The organism is Senegalimassilia anaerobia JC110 (assembly GCF_000236865.1).
Classification (GTDB): Bacteria; Actinomycetota; Coriobacteriia; order Coriobacteriales; family Eggerthellaceae; genus Senegalimassilia; species Senegalimassilia anaerobia.
This window is the reverse complement of sequence record NZ_HE611016.1, coordinates 372,153-387,505: the sequence shown is the minus strand read 5'-3', so window position 1 is coordinate 387,505 and position 15,353 is coordinate 372,153. Positions and strand designations below refer to the sequence as shown.

Genomic DNA, 15,353 nt, shown 5'->3' with positions numbered 1-15,353 from the left:
CAAGCCTGAAAGGCAATAGCCGCGGCCAGGAAAACCCGAATCGGCCGCTCGACGCCGCAATGGCGGGAGGATGACGAAATGGCTCAGAGCAAGAACGGCAGCAGCACTAAAAAGAAGGTTGCGAAAGCAATTCTTGTCATTCTGGTTGCCTTACTCCTCCTGGGCGTCGGCGCCTACGCATACAAAACTTATTTTGAGCCTAAGGAAGATGCGGGCGCTACTATCAACTCGTTTGAGGGTATGAGCGCGGAGGAGATTCAAGCAGAACTCAATTCTCGTGCTGAGGAAAGCCGTATGACTATTTCCGTTGCGGCGAAGCCCGAACTTCAGGATGGCAAGGTTCACGTGAACGTTATCAACGAAGAGGATTCGCGTTTCGATCAGCGGTTTACTTTGGAGCAAGATGGAAAGTTGCTTTATGTATCAGGCATCATCAAAGCTGGTAAGACGGTCGAATGGGTTGAAGCCGAAGGAGCTCACGCGGGTGAGGCAACCATCACCATTACGGCAGTGGACAAAGAATCAGGTAAACCCTCCGGTAATCCGCAGGCAGTGACAGTGCAAATCGTCGAGGCGCAATAAAAAAGCGCTCTTTTACGGGGAAAACGCGGGTAATCGCCCACGTCCCAATATAGGTTTCCGGGAAGAAAGGAAAAAGTAATGTCCATCAGAAAGAACGTCGTGGCAGTTGCCTGCGGCATGGCGCTTGCGGCAAGCGTGTCCACGCCCGCATTCGCTGTTGATTACGGCGATGTTAGTGGCAACACTGGCAGCAGTGAAGTCCAACTCGCCATTGCTCAGCAGGTTGTTGATCCTGACAACCCTGAAAAGCCCCCTGTGATCGTGCCTCCGGGTGAGAAGCCGCCGACTCCGGAACCGGGCAAGCCGAACCCGCCCGTTGTGCAGCAGCTCAAGTTCTCGACCCCCACGACAGTCGGTTTTGCTGTCACCGGTGAAGGTGAACTTGTTGCCGCTAAGTCCTCTATTCAGAATATGTCCATTTTCCCTATTCACGTAGATAACGTTAAGGTGAAAGCGGAAAATACCTGGAATCTTGTTGATAAGGCCACCATCGATAAACCGAATCTTGAGACTCAAAACGCTCTGTGGTTCTACTTTGATACCGCTACTGGCGACGAGGCGACTAACGACGACGTGAACTCTTACGCCGCTAGCAAGACGGCGGACGGCTTGAACATCGCCGATGTAGCCTCGAAGGCCAAATGGCAGATCCCCGCTAAGAATGGCGATACGAACGGCAAATGCGAGTTCACTCCTAAGGGCAAGGTTGTGAACCCGTCCGCAGACATCGCGAACAAGACCGTGAAGGCTGCAACCGTCACTTGGACCCTGGCCAGCGGCAATTTCCAGTAATAGATGGGGTTTTGCCATGAATGCTATACATAGCTGCATGGCGGCGATAGCTGCCCCGGTGCTGGTCGCCGGGGCGCTCGCGTTTTGCCCTATCGTAGCGAACGCGCAGACGATCACCGGGGAGGATAAGGCAACCACCGAGGTGACTATTGCCGCCGGTCCTGGTTGGGGACAAATAACCCAGGTGGTACCTGTAGACCAGAAGGCTCCTTACCAGGGGCAAAGCTACTTCTTGGCGCCAACAGACGATGATGCTCCATGGACAGTGTTTGCGATTATGGGTGTCGTAGCTGCTGGGGCAATGGCCTTGGCTATTGGGAAAGAACACGAAAACGGGAAGGAGGTCGCTGATGGAGGCAACGCGTAGTACCCTCAGGGCTGCCAAGGTGGCCCTCTCAGGCATGGCCGTTGCCTTGGTTGCGGCGATTCTTGTTTCCGTTCATCCCGTCTTCGCATCTGCTGCAGAGGGGCAGGTCCAAGGAGTTGCGGAGGGCAACATATCGCTTTCGGTTCCCGCAGCCACGCTTCCTTGTGCCCTTACAGCTGACGGTACCGTTATCACCCCCGATGCGGATAAGTATGCCTTTGTCAATACTGGGTCAGTTGCTGTAAGTATTGCCAGCCCTGAAGTGAAACTGTCTAATGGTGTACATGACGTTAACATGTCAGCAAAAGCGGCTATGGTTGCGACAACCGACAAAGATCAGTTTAAGAAACTCTTCAATGAGTCCGACAAGCAGATCGACTGGATTTTGAACAATCAGGGACAGGGCGAGCAAACGCTTATGCAAGGTCAGTCTCTTTGCGTGAAATTCGGTATCGATCCCTTAACGTATGACAAAAATGCCAACGTTATCGAACAGGCTGCGACTAGTAGCGGGTGCAATATCGCATCGGTTAATTATGCTTACAAAGAGAGCCGTATGGCGGCCTACGCCGTGTTCTTCGATGAGGGGAGGACCGCGAAGCTGTACAAGGGCTACGACCGCCCAGTCAAGGGCGAGCCGTACCGCGGCAGCACGGAGCCGGTGTTCGACTTCGTCGACGACATCGAGAACGACAAGGCCGAGGTCTTCAAGTCGTATAAAGACGTCCTCGAGCAGGTCTCGGTGGAGACGGAGGACGGGCAGATCCAGCCCACGACCACCAAGGGATGGTTCAACGGCTGCAGCAAGCTCGCCGGCATTGAGGGCCTGAGCAAGCTGGACACCTCCAAGGTAACGGACATGAGCTCGATGTTCTGCAGTTGCAGAGGCCTCACCTCGCTCGACGTCTCGGGCTTCGACACGAGCAACGTCACGGACATGAACTCGATGTTCCAGAGCTGCAGCGGCCTCACGTCGCTCGACCTCTCGAAGTTCGACACGGCCAAAGTTACGAATATGGGCATCATGTTCTGGAACTGCAGCAAGCTCACCTCGCTCGACCTCTCGAAGTTCAAAACGGGCAACGTCACGATAATGAACCAAATGTTCAACGGATGCAGCGGCCTCACCGCGCTCGACGTCTCGGGCTTCGACACGAGCAAGGTCAAGACCATGTACCAAATGTTCAACGGATGCAGCGGCCTCACGTCGCTCGACGTCTCGGGCTTCAATACGGGCAACGTCGAGACCATGTTCCAAATGTTCTACGGATGCAGCAAGCTCGCGTCGCTCGACGTCTCGGGCTTCAATACGGGCAAGGTCACGGACATGCGCTCGATGTTCTGGAATTGCAGCGGCCTCACGTCGCTCGACCTCTCGAAGTTCGACACGGCCAAAGACACGGACATGCGCTGGATGTTCGACGGATGCAACGGCCTCAAGCAAGTTACCCTCAGTAAAGGGTGGCGCTTTTCATTTGCCGATTGCAGCCTCCCGGCAACGATGTACGTGAAAGACGGCAACGGTTCGTTTGCGGAGTATACGGGCGGTTTCCCCACCACGAAGACGGACACGTACTACACGGAAAATGGAATCAAGCAGGCCTTCGCCGTCGTCTACGATGACGGAAACGGCGGCCGCGCCGCGAAGCTGTACAATCGGGCAAAAGTGCCCGCCGCAGGCGACGTGTTCGAGCGCGATAAGGTTACCGAGGTGATCACCGGCATCGAGAACAAGCCCGGCGCCTTCAAGGACAACGGAGGCACGACGCTCACGGCGGTCGCGGTCATGGACGACGGCATCCAGCCGTTGACCACCGAGGGATGGTTCGATGGATGCAGCAAGCTCGCCAGCGCGGATCTCGGCAAGCTGGACACCTCCAACGTCACGGACATGAGCTTCATGTTCAACCGTTGCAGCAGCCTCACGTCGCTCGACCTCTCGGGCTTCAAAACGGGCAACGTCATATTCATGAGCTCCATGTTCAACCGTTGCAGCAGCCTCACGTCGCTCGACCTCTCGGGCTTCAAAACGGGCAACGTCATAGACATGGGCTCCATGTTCAACCGTTGCAGCAGCCTCACGTCGCTCGACCTCTCGGGCTTCAACACGGCCAACGTCGAGCACGCGGATAGGATGTTCGACGGATGCAGCGGCCTCAAACAAGTTACCCTCAGAGAAAGGTGGAAGTTTCCATTTGCCGATTGCGGCCTCCCGGCAACGATGTACGTGAAAGACGGCAACGGTTCGTTTGCGGAGTATACAGGCGGTTTCCCCACCACGAAGACGGACACGTACTACACGGAAAATGGAATCAAGCAGGCCTTCGCCGTCGTCTACGATGACGAAAACGGCGGCCGCGCCGCGAAGCTGTACAAACGAGCAAACGTGCCCGCCGTAGGCAGCGTGTTCGAGGGCGATACGGTGACCGAGGTGATCACCGGCATCGAGAACATGCCCGGCGCCTTTCAGGACAAGAGCGGAGGCAAGAACCTTACGCAGGTCAAGGTCGTGGACGACGGCATCCAGCCCACGACCACCAAGGGATGGTTCAGCGGATGCCGCAAGCTCGCCGGCGTTGAGGGCCTGAGCAAGCTGGACACCTCCAAGGTCACGAACATGGGCTACATGTTCTCCAGTTGCTGGCGCCTCACGTCGCTCCAGCTCTCGGGCTTCGACACGAGCAGCGTCACGAACATGGGCTACATGTTCAATGGATGCAGCGGCCTCACGTCGCTCCAGCTCTCGGGCTTCGACACGAGCAGCGTCACGAACATGGGCTACATGTTCAATGGATGCAGCGGCCTCACGTCGCTCCAGCTCTCGAGCTTCAACACGACCAATGTCACGGACATGGGCTTCATGTTCTGGGACTGCAGAGGCCTCACGTCGCTCGACGTCTCGAAGTTCGACACGAGCAGCGTCACGAACATGGGCAGCATGTTCTGGGGATGCAGCGGCCTCACGTCGCTCGACGTCTCGAAGTTCGACACGACCAATGTCTTTAATATGGGTTACATGTTCCTAAGCTGCAGCGGCCTCACGTCGCTCGACCTCTCGAGCTTCGACACGAGCAGCGTCAAGAACATGCATAATATGTTCTTAGAATGCAGCGGCCTCAAGAACGTTACATTCCCCAATGATGCAAATTCCAAAGCAAATCTCCAAAAAGCATTGGGTGATTGCGGAATAACTCTCGGAAGCGACGAGGATGCAAACGCGCTTAGCGCTTCAGACAACATGGAATCGCATCAGTGCGAGGAAGGTGTGGAAAACCGCAATTTTAAGCCCGTAGAAGCCGAGCCTTTATCTGGCTCCGCAGCTGCCGCTGCCACCATTGCTCCATCGCCAAATGTCAGTAATGCTGGTAAAACTGAAGCCGATTCGCCAGGCCAATCTGGAGGTAGCGAATCTAAAGAGCCATCTGCCGAAAAGGCAGACAATTGTCAGCCTGATTCTGATGGAAACTTGTCCTCGGACAAGTCATGATCTTCGGCTCATATGAAGTAAGGTAGCGGTGGCGCCTGAGTCTCCAGGCGCCACCGCACCGGCAAGGCTTTGCGTCTAATCGGTTGCAATAGCCAAACTTGCATACGGCTCTAGCCGTCAACCTGCTTCGTTACCGTCAACGTCCGTCACCCGAACAGCTGGAACGCCATTCGGGTGACGGACCGATCTTTCTCACCTGCGAAGGTTCGCCCGAAGGTGATTCTCTTCGCCAAAATGCCCTTGTAGCCATCCTGTAAATCGCTACAAGGGCATTTTGGCTACATCGCGACTTCCAAACAGGAAGCGGCGCACTTCCGTCATTCTTCCCTCAAGCACACAGGCAAGCGATAATGCCGTACACGCTACTTTGAACACAAGAGCGCGATGGGGCAGTGGGTAATACCACAATCATGGTATAGTGCCGATATGCTTGTACGATGTCGTCGAGCGCGGGTTGGACGACGTGCGCGCCGGTCGTGTTTCCGACGCAAAGAGTGCTCAACGGCATCGGCGCAATGTTTTGCATCTAATTGCGGTAAGGGCCCGGTTCGAATGAACCGGGCCCTTACGTTAGGGGGAATATACTTGGGGGATATTCGATTCGCGCGTTGCTCGCAGCAGAGTGCCTACGCAGCCACGTCCTCGCGACGTGCCATGGCCTTCTCGTAGTCCTTCGTGCCTACGAACACCTCGTGCTTGTAGGGGTTCACTCCCAGCTTCTTGGCGCGGTAGGCCACGTAGCCCACGGCGGCCACGTTCGCGGCCAGCGCCAGCACGCTGACGACCAGGTTCACGTCGGGGTTGTTCACCGACTGCACGGCGAAGATGGAGTCGTTGGCAAACATGGGCACCACCTGGCAGAACATGCACCACAGGCTCAGCGTGTAGGCGCGGTTCTGGATCCAGCCGCCCTTGTTCCACAGCATGCCAGCAACGGTGGGGGCCAGAAGCAGCGCCAGGCCGCAGTACCAGGAGTGCGTGGGCAGGCAGTTGTAGGTGTAGCAGAAGTTCCAGATGTCGTAGGAGATGATGAACACCCACGTCATGTCGGGCCACAACATGTCCTGCTTCTTCTTGGACGTGTAGATGCCCCACCAGCCGGTCATGACGAAGATGTTCAGGAGGCCGGCAATGCCGTTGAACACGTTATGCCAGCCGCCGTACAGGGTGACGCCTTCCGAGGACACCCACGTGGTGCCGAACGCGCGCACGGCGCTTTCGAAGTCGCTGACCACGGCGATTAGGATGTTGATGGCCACGATCACGAACGGGAAGCACTTGAACCAGTCGGCGTTGCCCAGCTTGCCCCAGTGATACTTCAAGATCATGAAGCCGATGCATCCGGCGGTTGCCGCGTAGAGCTTCGCGTAGTGGAACCAGCTGTTCATGTACAGGTACGTCGGGTTGTTCAGCGCCCAGTCGGCACCGGCGGCCGCGCCGGCGTAGATGGCGATGAAGTAAGCGGTCAGGATGGCGGGAATCACCAAAAAGCAGGTGATGCCGCCGGCCTTCGTGCGGCGTGCGACCTCGTTGAACCCGATGAGGGCCAGAAACACCACCACCCATCCGATCCACTGGTAGACGGCGGTGTCGCCGTAGACTTGGAACAACATGATGACCTCCCTTGAGTCGATACGCTCTCGCATCCGGCGTTTCGAGCGCACAATGCCCGGAGCCGCTTGCGATGCCCTTTTCACCAGGCGTTTTGCCTGGTTGTTCCCTATGTTTGCTGGTGACCGTTAACCGGTTTGCACCGGTTTTCGCTTGGTTTCGCGCTCCATGTGAAGCGTTTGCGCGATAATGTCGCGCAGCACCTCGTCGGGCGCGTCGCGGTGTGTTCGCACGTAGCCGCAGATGCCCATGATCAGTATGTAGAACGTCTCGTAGACGTGGTCGATGTCGATCTGGTGGCTCTGCGCGTAGTCCTGCACGGTGGTTTCCACGAAGTAGGCGGCCATGCGGTCGGCCACGCGGTTTATGAACTCCAGGTACAGCGACGCGTTCTCGTGCGTGTCGAGCGCGCGGCGGAAGCTGGAGTGCTCGAAGACGCCCACGCGCATGACGGTGACCACGCCCGCCAGGCTGCCCTCGATATCACCGGGGGTGCGGTGCTCGTTCCAGAACTGCAGCGACTCGATGTAGTCGTTCACGAAGTCGTCGATGACGGCGGAGGTGACCTCCTGCTTGTTGCGGAAGTAGTGGTAGAACAGCGACCGCGCCACGCCGCAGCGCTCGCTGATGTCCTTCACCGTCGTGGCGGACAGGCCCTGCTCCTCGTAGAGCTGCCGCGCCGCATCGACGATCTGCTGCCGCCTTTTGTCGCTCATCCGTGTCACCTCCCCTTGGTGCGCGTTTGCTGCGTGTTGCGCGCCGTGCGCGTTGCGTTCCTGGGTGCGCGTCCGCGGCGTGCGGGCGTTTCCCCAGTTGTGCGCTTTGTTTTCCCCTTGGCGCGCATCGCGTTTCCCGTTCCCCTCGGGTACTTGCGATGGCCATAGCATACGGGGCGCGTTGACGTGGCGTCAATGAACACATTTGCAGAAACGTCAAACATTTGATGGAGAAATCTTGCTATTATGCGGCCATCACGTTCACAGATGCAACGAAAATCATGCAAGTGTGAAAGGAGGGCGTGATGGAGACGAACGAACAGGCGAAGGCGAAGGGTGGCAAGCGCCGCCGGGCTCCCATCGTATGCGCGGTGGTGGCCGTGGTGCTCGCGTGCGCCGGCGGCGGGTTCTATGTGTGGCATAACCAGCCCAGTTTCTGCAACGCGATCTGCCACGAGCCCATGGACTACTACGTGAACGGCTACTACGGCGAGGGCGATGCGGCCCACGCGCAGCTTGCCGTGGCGCATCAGCAGGAGGGCGTCACGTGCTTGCAGTGCCACGAGGCAACGCTTGAAGCCCAGGTCAATGAGGGAATGGCGTGGGTTTCCGGATCGTTTGAGACGAACGCCGACGGCAGCTTGGCGCCGCAGCTGATCACCGCGGACAAGCAGCAGTGCGCGACCGCCGGGTGCCACGACTGGAACGACGTGGTGGCCGCCACGGAGAACTGGGGCGGTCAGGCGGGCGTGAACCCGCACAGGTCGCACCAGGGCGAGGCCATCGATTGCAGCAACTGCCATAGCGTGCACGGCCAGTCCGTCATGTACTGCAACACGTGCCATAGCTGGGAGGTGCCGGAAGGCTGGAGCAGCCCGGCCAAGTAGCGCAGATCCGCTTGCCGCATTCGGGCAAGCCGGTTTCGGAAAGGAAGGACCGACATGAGGAAGACGACAGCAGCGGCCTGTAGCGCGACGGCGCTTGTGCTGGGGCTTTCGGGTTGCGGCGCATCGTTCGAAGGTTCGGGGTCCAAAGACGCCGCAAGCGCCGAGCAGCTTGCCATGCATGCCGACGATCCATGGGATGCGGTGGTGCAGATCGATCCCGTCAAGAAGTGCGACACGCCGTTGCGCGACGGGGTGTACACGGGCACGGGCAAGGCCATGGCCGGCAACGTGACCGTCACGCTCCTGGTCGACGACAACCGCATTACGTGCCTGGAAACCGCTCAGGACGGCGAGACGCAAAGCGTCGGCGGCTTCGAGGCGGTGCGCGACGGCACCTTCGCCAAGATGATCGAGGCCGCGCAGGGCTCGGACATCGACACCGTCAGCGGGGCCACCATCACCACCGCGGGCGTGAAGCAGGCGGTCGACGACGCCTTGGAGCAGGCGGCGGATGTGCCCGCCGACCAGGCGAAATCGGGCAACTAGCGAAAGGGGAGGACATGAGCAAGCACGATAGCGAAGCGCGCGGCATCACGCGCCGCGGCTTTCTCAGCGCCGCCTGCGCCGTAGTGGGCACCACGGCGGCGACGGCGGCCATGCCCGCGGCGGCGCTGGCTGTGGAGCAGGGCGTTATCGGCGATTGGACGGCCGACGGATCAAAGAACGTCGCCGTGCCCGACAGCGCCGCCACCAACGCCAGCGGCTTGGACGGCACGTACCGCGAGCACAACGCCGCGGCGTTCCCGGCAAACGACGCCACGCCCATCGCCCCGCGCGCGGTCCCCGAGACGTGGGACTACGAGTGCGACGTGTGCGTGGTGGGCGCGGGCGGCGGCGGGCTGAACGCGGCCGCGCGCGCGGCCGAGCTGGGCGCCGACGTCATCTGCGTGGAGGCGCTGGGCCTGCACGGCGGCAACGCGCAGTCCGCGGGCATGTGCGGCATCCTGGGCGGGTATTCCGGCCAGAACAAGAAGCACTTCGCCTTCCCCAGCTACCCCTTCGACGCGCAGGCGCTGACCGATTGGGCCATGGACGAGTACCATTACGCGGCCGACCCGAAACTCATCTACAAGATCGCCAGCGAAGGCGGCAAAAGCCTGGACTGGATGGCCGACTGCGGCGTGCGCTGGCGTTTGGGCGAGGTGCCGGTGTACGTGGCGCCGAAGAACGCCACGCTCGACCACCACGTGCTGAAGATGAAGGACGCCACCGACGCCATGTTCGCGTTCGGACAGAGAAACGGCGTGCGCTACAAGTTCCAGTGCCCGGCAACGGCGCTGGTGCGCGACGATTCGGGGCGCATCGTGGGCCTGGTGGCGCGCGAGGATTTCGGCCGCGAGGTGTACATCCACGCCAAGGGCGCCGTCATCCTGACGGCCGGCGGCTTCTGCAACAACAAGGCGCTGCTGGAGAAATACATCCCCACGGCGGCCATGGGCTGCGCGTCAAGCTACCTGGTGGGCGGCGAAACGGGCGAGTGCTTCCGCATGGGCCTGGGCGCGGGCGCCGACGTGTCGGGGTTCAACAGCTCGGCCAGCTTCGACGGCGGCGTTGACTGGCAGGCAGAAGGCGGCCAGTGGGCGCGTTTCCTGTACGACGGCATGACGCAGCTTTCGCGCCAGCCGTGGCTGACCATCGACCGTTGCGGCAACCGTCTTCGCTATATGGACAGCCGCGTGGCCGAGGACGGCGCGAACGCCATCTACGCCCTGGGCGACCTGGCCACCATCCAGATGACGCCTCCGGGGCATCGCAGCTACATCATCTTCGACGCCGATTACGAAGATCACCTGGCGGGGTTCGCGCAGGAGCATTGCCGCAAGCTCATCACGCCCGATCTGGAGCAGATCGACAAGGTTCCCGAGCATTACCGCGACTGGCATCACGGCGTGCAGGACGCCATCGACGCCGACGTGCTCAAGCGCCGCGACACGCTTGAGGAGCTGGAGGCCGACCTGGGCTTCGCGCCCGGCGTGCTCACAAGCGCGGTGGCGAAGTGGAACGAGTGCTGCGAGCGCGGCGAGGACGACTTCATGTACCCCATGCCGCCCGAGTGGCTGCACGCCATCGTAAAGCCGCCGTTCTACGGCTGCCGCATCGGCGGCAACCTGTACGGCACGAAGGCCGGCCTGCTGATCAACGACCAGATGCAGGTTGTGGGCACGAACGGCCTGGTCATCCCCGGTTTGTACGCCGGCTGGCACACCGCCGGCGGCGCGTGCGGCGAGAACAGCTACATCGGTGACCCGATCCTGGGCTCGCTCATGGGCGACGTGGGACTGGCGTTTTGCGGCGGGTACCTGTGCGGCACCTCGGCCGTGGAGCACGAATTGCAAGGCGCGAAGTAGGGAAGGGGCGTGACGGAAATGAAGGATTCCATGCGCACGATGGCGCGACCGTACGCCATCTTGTTCGCCATCGCGCTGGTGGTGGCGCTGCTTGCCCGCATCGGGCTTGCGGCGATGGACGCCGCCGGATGGCTGGCGTACGACTACATCTCGGCGTCGAGCGCGCCCATGCTCGACGTGATCTGCTCGATCTTGACCGGCTCGGCGTTCGTGGCGTTCCTGTTCGCGGCGGCGCTCACGCTGATGGTGTCCGCGGCCGGCGCGGTGCTGCAGGCGGCGCTGTTCGCGAAGGGCGTCCAGGGCGCCGGCAAGCCGGCGGCGGCGTTTCTGTGGGGCTGGGCCGCGGCGGCGATGTCGCTGGTGTGCCTGCTGGTGGTAGCCAGCGGCATTTTGAGCGACGTGCAGGTGGGCTCCATGAGCAGCAAGCTGCCGGGCGCGGGCGCGCTCGTGCTGGCGGCGGTGTGCTTCACGGCGTTTTTGGGTACGCTTCTGGGCGCGGCTTCGCAGGTCATGTGCGCGTGCATCTCGCGTGCGGGCGGACGTGCGAGTTGGAACCTGGTGGGCGCGGCGGCTGCGTGCGGCGCGGTGGTCATGGTGCTGACGGTGCTCACGTTCGCAGCCATCAACACGGCAAGCCCGAATGTGGCGGCTGTGGGCGGCCTCCTGGCGGTCGACTGCGTGGTGAACGTGGCGCTGCTGCTGGCGCCGGGCAGGTTCACGAAGTAGGGAAGTGCGGGGGCTTTTGCGGAAGCGCAAAAGCCCCTGTTCGGCGTTGTGCGAGGGGGTTGCTTGCGGATGGCGGGGTTCGCGATGGTGCCGCCAGCCCCGTTCGAGGGCGAGGTCTGCGTTGCTGGTGCATGGGTGATACCGCAAGCTCTCAGTGGCGATGGTTTTCCGTTCGTGCAAACCTCTCTGCCTGAACGGCGTGTGGGGATTCTCTACCTGCGTAAGCTTCATCGCCCAGTACCATTGTGGATGCTTGCTTAGCTGGTCCCCAGCTTTGCGCGTGGTGATTGCTGGTTTGCGAATCGTGGTTTTGGGAGGAGGCGCGGCATGCGCGAGCTTGGTTCCGTGACGTTTCGGGCGTTCGATACTGTGTGCGCCGTGTCGGCCGATGTCGATGCGGCAGCGTTGCGCGAGGTCGAAGCGCTTTGCGCGCGATACGAGCTGCTGCTGAGCCGCTTCAACCCGGAAAGCCGGCTGTTCGCGCTTAACGCTGCGGAGGGCAAGTGGATCGATGCGGGCGACGAGCTTGCCAGCGTTTTGCGTGCTGCGCTGGGATATTGCGAGCGCACGGGCGGGCTGTTCGATATCACCATGGGAAGCGTGTGCCGCCTATGGGATTTCAAGCGCGGGGTTGTGCCCGGCGGTGCCGCCATTGCCGAAGCGCTCGCGCACGTCGATTGGCGCAACGTGCAGGTTGAGGGGGTACGGGCGCGCATCATCGACCCGCAGGCAACGATCGATCTTGGCGGCATGGCGAAAGGATATATCGCAGATAGGGTGATTGACCTGCTGAAACGCCATGGCGCAACCAGCGGCGTGATCAACCTGGGCGGCAACGTGGCGTGCTTGGGCGGCAAACCCGACGGCAGCGCATGGAACGTGGGCTTGCGCGCGCCCGTGCCTTCGGGCGGCAGCTTGCAGGCCGCATCGTTCGCCAGCGTTTCCGTACGCGGGAAGTCAGTAGTGACCAGCGGCGTCTACGAGCGGTCCTTCGTGCGCAACGGTCGCGTGCTCCACCACATTTTGGACCCCCGAACAGGCAAACCGGCGGAAACGGACGTGCTGTCCGCAACCGTCATAGCCGACAAATCGCTCGACGCCGATGGCTACACCACCGCGCTCATCATCATGGGCGCCGACGAAGCCCTAACCTTCGCCGAGCAAACCCCCGGCATAGAAGCCGTCCTCCTAACCACCAACGCCCGCCTGCTAAAAACCACCGGCTTGCAAGGTGAAGGTGCGCAACTGCATGTAGGATAACGGACATAGCTAAAATAATCTGTATTGCTACTAGCGAACATACGTTCCAGTATAGTATACTAGCTGTATCCACCGAGCCAGTACGGGCGCATCGATTCAGTATAAGCCGATGCCCATTGCTACGTTTGTCTCCGGAACGTACCTAAAGCCCGTAAGATCCTCGCAATCACGGAGTTTCCTTTGCATTCTTTTTTCGTCTAGTTTCTGGGACTCTATCCGTTTGCATAGGACAAGGAAGCGAGGTTGTAACCGATGCAGCTGGTTTCTATAATGGATATACACAGATATCCATTCTTGGGAGGTAGCCCTATGGACGCAGTGCTCGGCAAATGGGGGAACAGCAAGGCCTTGCGGGTTCCAAGCGAACTGTGCAATCAGCTTGGAATCGACGTCGGCAGCGTTGCGAAGGTAACCGTCAACGAATCTTCTCGATCTCTCACATTTTCGTTTGAAGCACCGCAACAAGCTTACTCACGGAGCAAACGAATGACTATGGAAGAGTTTGCCGCAGGCTGGGAAGGCCCTAGAGTCGGTAAAGAATGGGGCGGCAGCGATGTCGGAGCCGAGGTGGTCGAATGACCTTATACGAACAAGGCGACATCATCGAAGTTGATTTCGACCCCACCCTTGGACACGAGCCGAAGAAAATGCGGCCCGCTTTAGTGGTATCTGTTGGATATTTCAACAATGTTCTCTCAAGCCTTACCGTAGTGTGCCCCATTACATCAACGGTTAACGGGCATCCCCTACATGTGAAGATAGCAAGCGATAATGCCGTACATGGATGTATATGCTTGGAGCAAATACGCGCCATCGACTTGAACAGCCCCAAACGTCGCGCCAAGAAAACAGGGCTATCAATGGATGCGGAAACCATGACGCGGGTGCTCGACGGCATCGGCGCAATGTTCGGCATCTAATTGCGTAAGGGCCCGATTCGAATGCTCGAACTGGGCCCTTGTACTAGGGGGAGGTAGCAAACTATACCACGATTATGGTATAGTGCCGATATCATGGTATATATGCAAGGAGGCTTCTCATGCCAGTTTGCGTTCCTATTAAAGAAATGAAGAACACGGCATCGTTCACCGAAACGGTCATGGAAGCTCAAGAGCCCGTTTTCGTCACAAAAAACGGTCGCGAGGCAATTGTGTCGATGTCGCCGGAGGTATACGAAGGCTTGCTTAGGGAAGCGGCTCGTGCTCGCTTGTATGATATCGTCGAGCGAGGATTGGATGATGTGCGCGCCGGTCGTGTTTCCGATGCAAAATGCGTTACTGCAAACCTGCGGGCTGCATATGGTGCTTAATGTGGTGATTTCCGAGTCCGCACAAGCCGGACTCGCGGAAGCTTGCGGCTATATAGCCGGAGTTCTGAAAGAACCATCGGCGGTCGTCACGCTGCTCGATGCATTCGACGAGTTTGTGGATGCGGTATCGCAGCTTCCTGATCTATATCCGCTTTGCAACGAGCAGCGACTTGCCGGTATGGGGATTCGCAAAGCCCTCATCAGGGGATATGTTGCACTTTATGTTCGAAACAATAGAGAAGTTTCAGTAATCGCATTCTTTCATCAGACGCAAGACTACGCAAAGCTTATATGATGATCCGCCTCTTTGTTGGGCCGTCTATCCATTGCCGTTCTCGACTTCGGCGATACTTCTATAATCCACCAAAGGCGCAGAGCATTAGCTAAGCCGTTTACGTTTGATCGCTTTCATGTAGTTGTTCTTAAACGCATGGGCGTTGCCGAACATTTTTATATCGGTACGCGTTGCTTCCTTGTTGCGGTATTTTTCCGCCGTTAGCTCAAGTGTGCACAGCATGTCAGCGGCTTGCGCGAGCATGAAATCAGCAGCATTGGTTTTGCGGAATAAAACGCTTTCCTTTGAGAGCGCGTATTCGACGGCGCCGCGCAGCGCGTGCGCAACGATTTCCTGCCCGTTGTCGTAGTAGATTTTCACCTTGTCGTACGACTGGAAAAACTCCAGGTTGTCGAAGAACAGCGTAATGACGTCGCGCTTCATTTTCGTGGCAAGCTGAGTGCTGCCGCCAACTTCTTTACGCTTATACAAGAACGTCTGATATGTGATGGGGAGTTTTTGGACGCTGATGAAGAACAAGGTAAGGTACGACTTCCTTGTTTCGAAATCCATGTACTCGAAATCGTCGTGCCCAGTCATAATAGGACCAGCGTGAAAAGGCACTTCATCAAGGCCGCGATCAGCAAGGCCTTTACGATGCCTGGTCAAATGCTCTTTTAGGTTAAATGACTGGTCATGAAAGACAAGCGTGAGTACGTAGTATTTCGAATGGCCGTCTTGCCCGCCAGATTCATCGACAAAGATACTGATTTCGCGCAATGCCCCCTCCTAAATATAAAAAAAATGCGGGAGGACACCCCCCCGCTACTTGGAGGAAACATCAAGCGATGTCTCCGATATCTTTTTACCACGCCAGCCATGCTCTTGTCTAGGTTGTTTCGAAGATTCACGAGTGCCGCATCCAATCATGGAG

15 protein-coding genes are annotated in these 15,353 nt (G+C 58.9%); 12 read left to right on the top strand and 3 right to left on the bottom strand.

Going from position 1 to position 15,353, the window contains the following annotated elements; translation table 11 throughout:
• Window positions 1-78: 78 nt before the first annotated feature.
• The 3 genes from SFHG_RS07755 to SFHG_RS10985 all read left to right on the top strand — a co-directional run bounded on the left by SFHG_RS07755 (window position 79) and on the right by SFHG_RS10985 (window position 5,228).
• On the top strand, window positions 79-582 hold the full coding sequence (locus tag SFHG_RS07755; RefSeq protein WP_042435922.1) for a hypothetical protein: 504 nt from the start codon (window positions 79-81) through the stop codon (window positions 580-582).
• Window positions 583-660: 78 nt separating this feature from the next.
• A complete protein-coding gene (locus tag SFHG_RS07750) occupies window positions 661-1,374 on the top strand; it encodes a hypothetical protein (RefSeq protein WP_042435920.1) in 714 nt (237 codons plus the stop codon).
• A 680-nt stretch (window positions 1,375-2,054) separates the two neighbouring features.
• The gene (locus SFHG_RS10985; protein ID WP_052297869.1) at window positions 2,055-5,228 is read left to right on the top strand and encodes a BspA family leucine-rich repeat surface protein; all 3,174 of its coding nucleotides are present in this window, start codon (window positions 2,055-2,057) and stop codon (window positions 5,226-5,228) included.
• Between the two features lie 626 nt (window positions 5,229-5,854).
• On the opposite strand, the gene SFHG_RS07735 is transcribed toward SFHG_RS10985, so the two are convergent.
• Complete coding sequence (locus SFHG_RS07735) at window positions 5,855-6,841, bottom strand: DUF5692 family protein (RefSeq protein ID WP_042435917.1); 987 nt, start codon at window positions 6,839-6,841, stop codon at window positions 5,855-5,857.
• Window positions 6,842-6,967: 126 nt separating this feature from the next.
• The gene (locus SFHG_RS07730) at window positions 6,968-7,555 is read right to left on the bottom strand and encodes a TetR/AcrR family transcriptional regulator (RefSeq protein ID WP_042435914.1); all 588 of its coding nucleotides are present in this window, start codon (window positions 7,553-7,555) and stop codon (window positions 6,968-6,970) included.
• Window positions 7,556-7,860: 305 nt separating this feature from the next.
• Here SFHG_RS07730 and SFHG_RS07725 point away from each other — a divergent pair, with 305 nt between their 5' ends.
• The 9 genes from SFHG_RS07725 to SFHG_RS10475 all read left to right on the top strand — a co-directional run bounded on the left by SFHG_RS07725 (window position 7,861) and on the right by SFHG_RS10475 (window position 14,440).
• Window positions 7,861-8,442 carry a cytochrome c3 family protein gene (locus tag SFHG_RS07725; protein ID WP_042435911.1) on the top strand — a complete coding sequence of 194 codons (582 nt, stop codon included), beginning with the start codon at window positions 7,861-7,863 and terminating at the stop codon, window positions 8,440-8,442.
• A 54-nt stretch (window positions 8,443-8,496) separates the two neighbouring features.
• Entirely contained in the window at window positions 8,497-8,988 is a 492-nt protein-coding gene (locus SFHG_RS07720; RefSeq protein ID WP_052297868.1) for an FMN-binding protein, read from the top strand.
• Between the two features lie 14 nt (window positions 8,989-9,002).
• On the top strand, window positions 9,003-10,850 hold the full coding sequence (locus SFHG_RS07715; protein ID WP_042435908.1) for an FAD-dependent oxidoreductase: 1,848 nt from the start codon (window positions 9,003-9,005) through the stop codon (window positions 10,848-10,850).
• A 9-nt stretch (window positions 10,851-10,859) separates the two neighbouring features.
• Window positions 10,860-11,576 (top strand): hypothetical protein, encoded by a 717-nt coding sequence (locus SFHG_RS07710; RefSeq protein ID WP_202898151.1) that lies wholly within the window; start codon window positions 10,860-10,862, stop codon window positions 11,574-11,576.
• Between the two features lie 327 nt (window positions 11,577-11,903).
• The gene (locus tag SFHG_RS07705; protein ID WP_042435904.1) at window positions 11,904-12,836 is read left to right on the top strand and encodes an FAD:protein FMN transferase; all 933 of its coding nucleotides are present in this window, start codon (window positions 11,904-11,906) and stop codon (window positions 12,834-12,836) included.
• A 309-nt stretch (window positions 12,837-13,145) separates the two neighbouring features.
• A complete protein-coding gene (locus SFHG_RS07700; RefSeq protein WP_148514813.1) occupies window positions 13,146-13,415 on the top strand; it encodes an AbrB/MazE/SpoVT family DNA-binding domain-containing protein in 270 nt (89 codons plus the stop codon).
• On the top strand, window positions 13,412-13,756 hold the full coding sequence (locus SFHG_RS07695; protein WP_042435901.1) for a type II toxin-antitoxin system PemK/MazF family toxin: 345 nt from the start codon (window positions 13,412-13,414) through the stop codon (window positions 13,754-13,756). Before SFHG_RS07700 ends, SFHG_RS07695 begins: the two co-directional genes overlap by 4 nt.
• 119 nt (window positions 13,757-13,875) lie before the next feature.
• Window positions 13,876-14,145, top strand: a complete 270-nt coding sequence (locus tag SFHG_RS10640) for a type II toxin-antitoxin system Phd/YefM family antitoxin (protein WP_042435898.1) — start codon at window positions 13,876-13,878, stop codon at window positions 14,143-14,145.
• A 1-nt stretch (window position 14,146) separates the two neighbouring features.
• A complete protein-coding gene (locus SFHG_RS10475) occupies window positions 14,147-14,440 on the top strand; it encodes a type II toxin-antitoxin system RelE/ParE family toxin (protein ID WP_162096569.1) in 294 nt (97 codons plus the stop codon).
• 84 nt (window positions 14,441-14,524) lie between these two features.
• Here SFHG_RS10475 and SFHG_RS07685 read toward each other — a convergent pair whose 3' ends face one another.
• Entirely contained in the window at window positions 14,525-15,199 is a 675-nt protein-coding gene (locus SFHG_RS07685) for a DUF3800 domain-containing protein (protein ID WP_042435894.1), read from the bottom strand.
• Between the last annotated feature and the right edge of the window lie 154 nt (window positions 15,200-15,353).

Excerpts from the sequence above, each read along its gene's own strand:
- SFHG_RS07715 (WP_042435908.1), top strand. The coding sequence starts at position 9,003 with ATGAGCAAGCACGATAGCGAAGCGCGCGGCATCACGCGCCGCGGCTTT.
- SFHG_RS10985 (WP_052297869.1), top strand. The coding sequence starts at position 2,055 with ATGGTTGCGACAACCGACAAAGATCAGTTTAAGAAACTCTTCAATGAG.
- SFHG_RS07720 (WP_052297868.1), top strand. The coding sequence starts at position 8,497 with ATGAGGAAGACGACAGCAGCGGCCTGTAGCGCGACGGCGCTTGTGCTG.
- SFHG_RS07755 (WP_042435922.1), top strand. The coding sequence starts at position 79 with ATGGCTCAGAGCAAGAACGGCAGCAGCACTAAAAAGAAGGTTGCGAAA.
- SFHG_RS07695 (WP_042435901.1), top strand. The coding sequence starts at position 13,412 with ATGACCTTATACGAACAAGGCGACATCATCGAAGTTGATTTCGACCCC.
- SFHG_RS07750 (WP_042435920.1), top strand. The coding sequence starts at position 661 with ATGTCCATCAGAAAGAACGTCGTGGCAGTTGCCTGCGGCATGGCGCTT.
- SFHG_RS07735 (WP_042435917.1), bottom strand. The coding sequence starts at position 6,841 with ATGTTGTTCCAAGTCTACGGCGACACCGCCGTCTACCAGTGGATCGGA.
- SFHG_RS07725 (WP_042435911.1), top strand. The coding sequence starts at position 7,861 with ATGGAGACGAACGAACAGGCGAAGGCGAAGGGTGGCAAGCGCCGCCGG.
- SFHG_RS07730 (WP_042435914.1), bottom strand. The coding sequence starts at position 7,555 with ATGAGCGACAAAAGGCGGCAGCAGATCGTCGATGCGGCGCGGCAGCTC.
- SFHG_RS07700 (WP_148514813.1), top strand. The coding sequence starts at position 13,146 with ATGGACGCAGTGCTCGGCAAATGGGGGAACAGCAAGGCCTTGCGGGTT.
- SFHG_RS07705 (WP_042435904.1), top strand. The coding sequence starts at position 11,904 with ATGCGCGAGCTTGGTTCCGTGACGTTTCGGGCGTTCGATACTGTGTGC.
- SFHG_RS10640 (WP_042435898.1), top strand. The coding sequence starts at position 13,876 with ATGCCAGTTTGCGTTCCTATTAAAGAAATGAAGAACACGGCATCGTTC.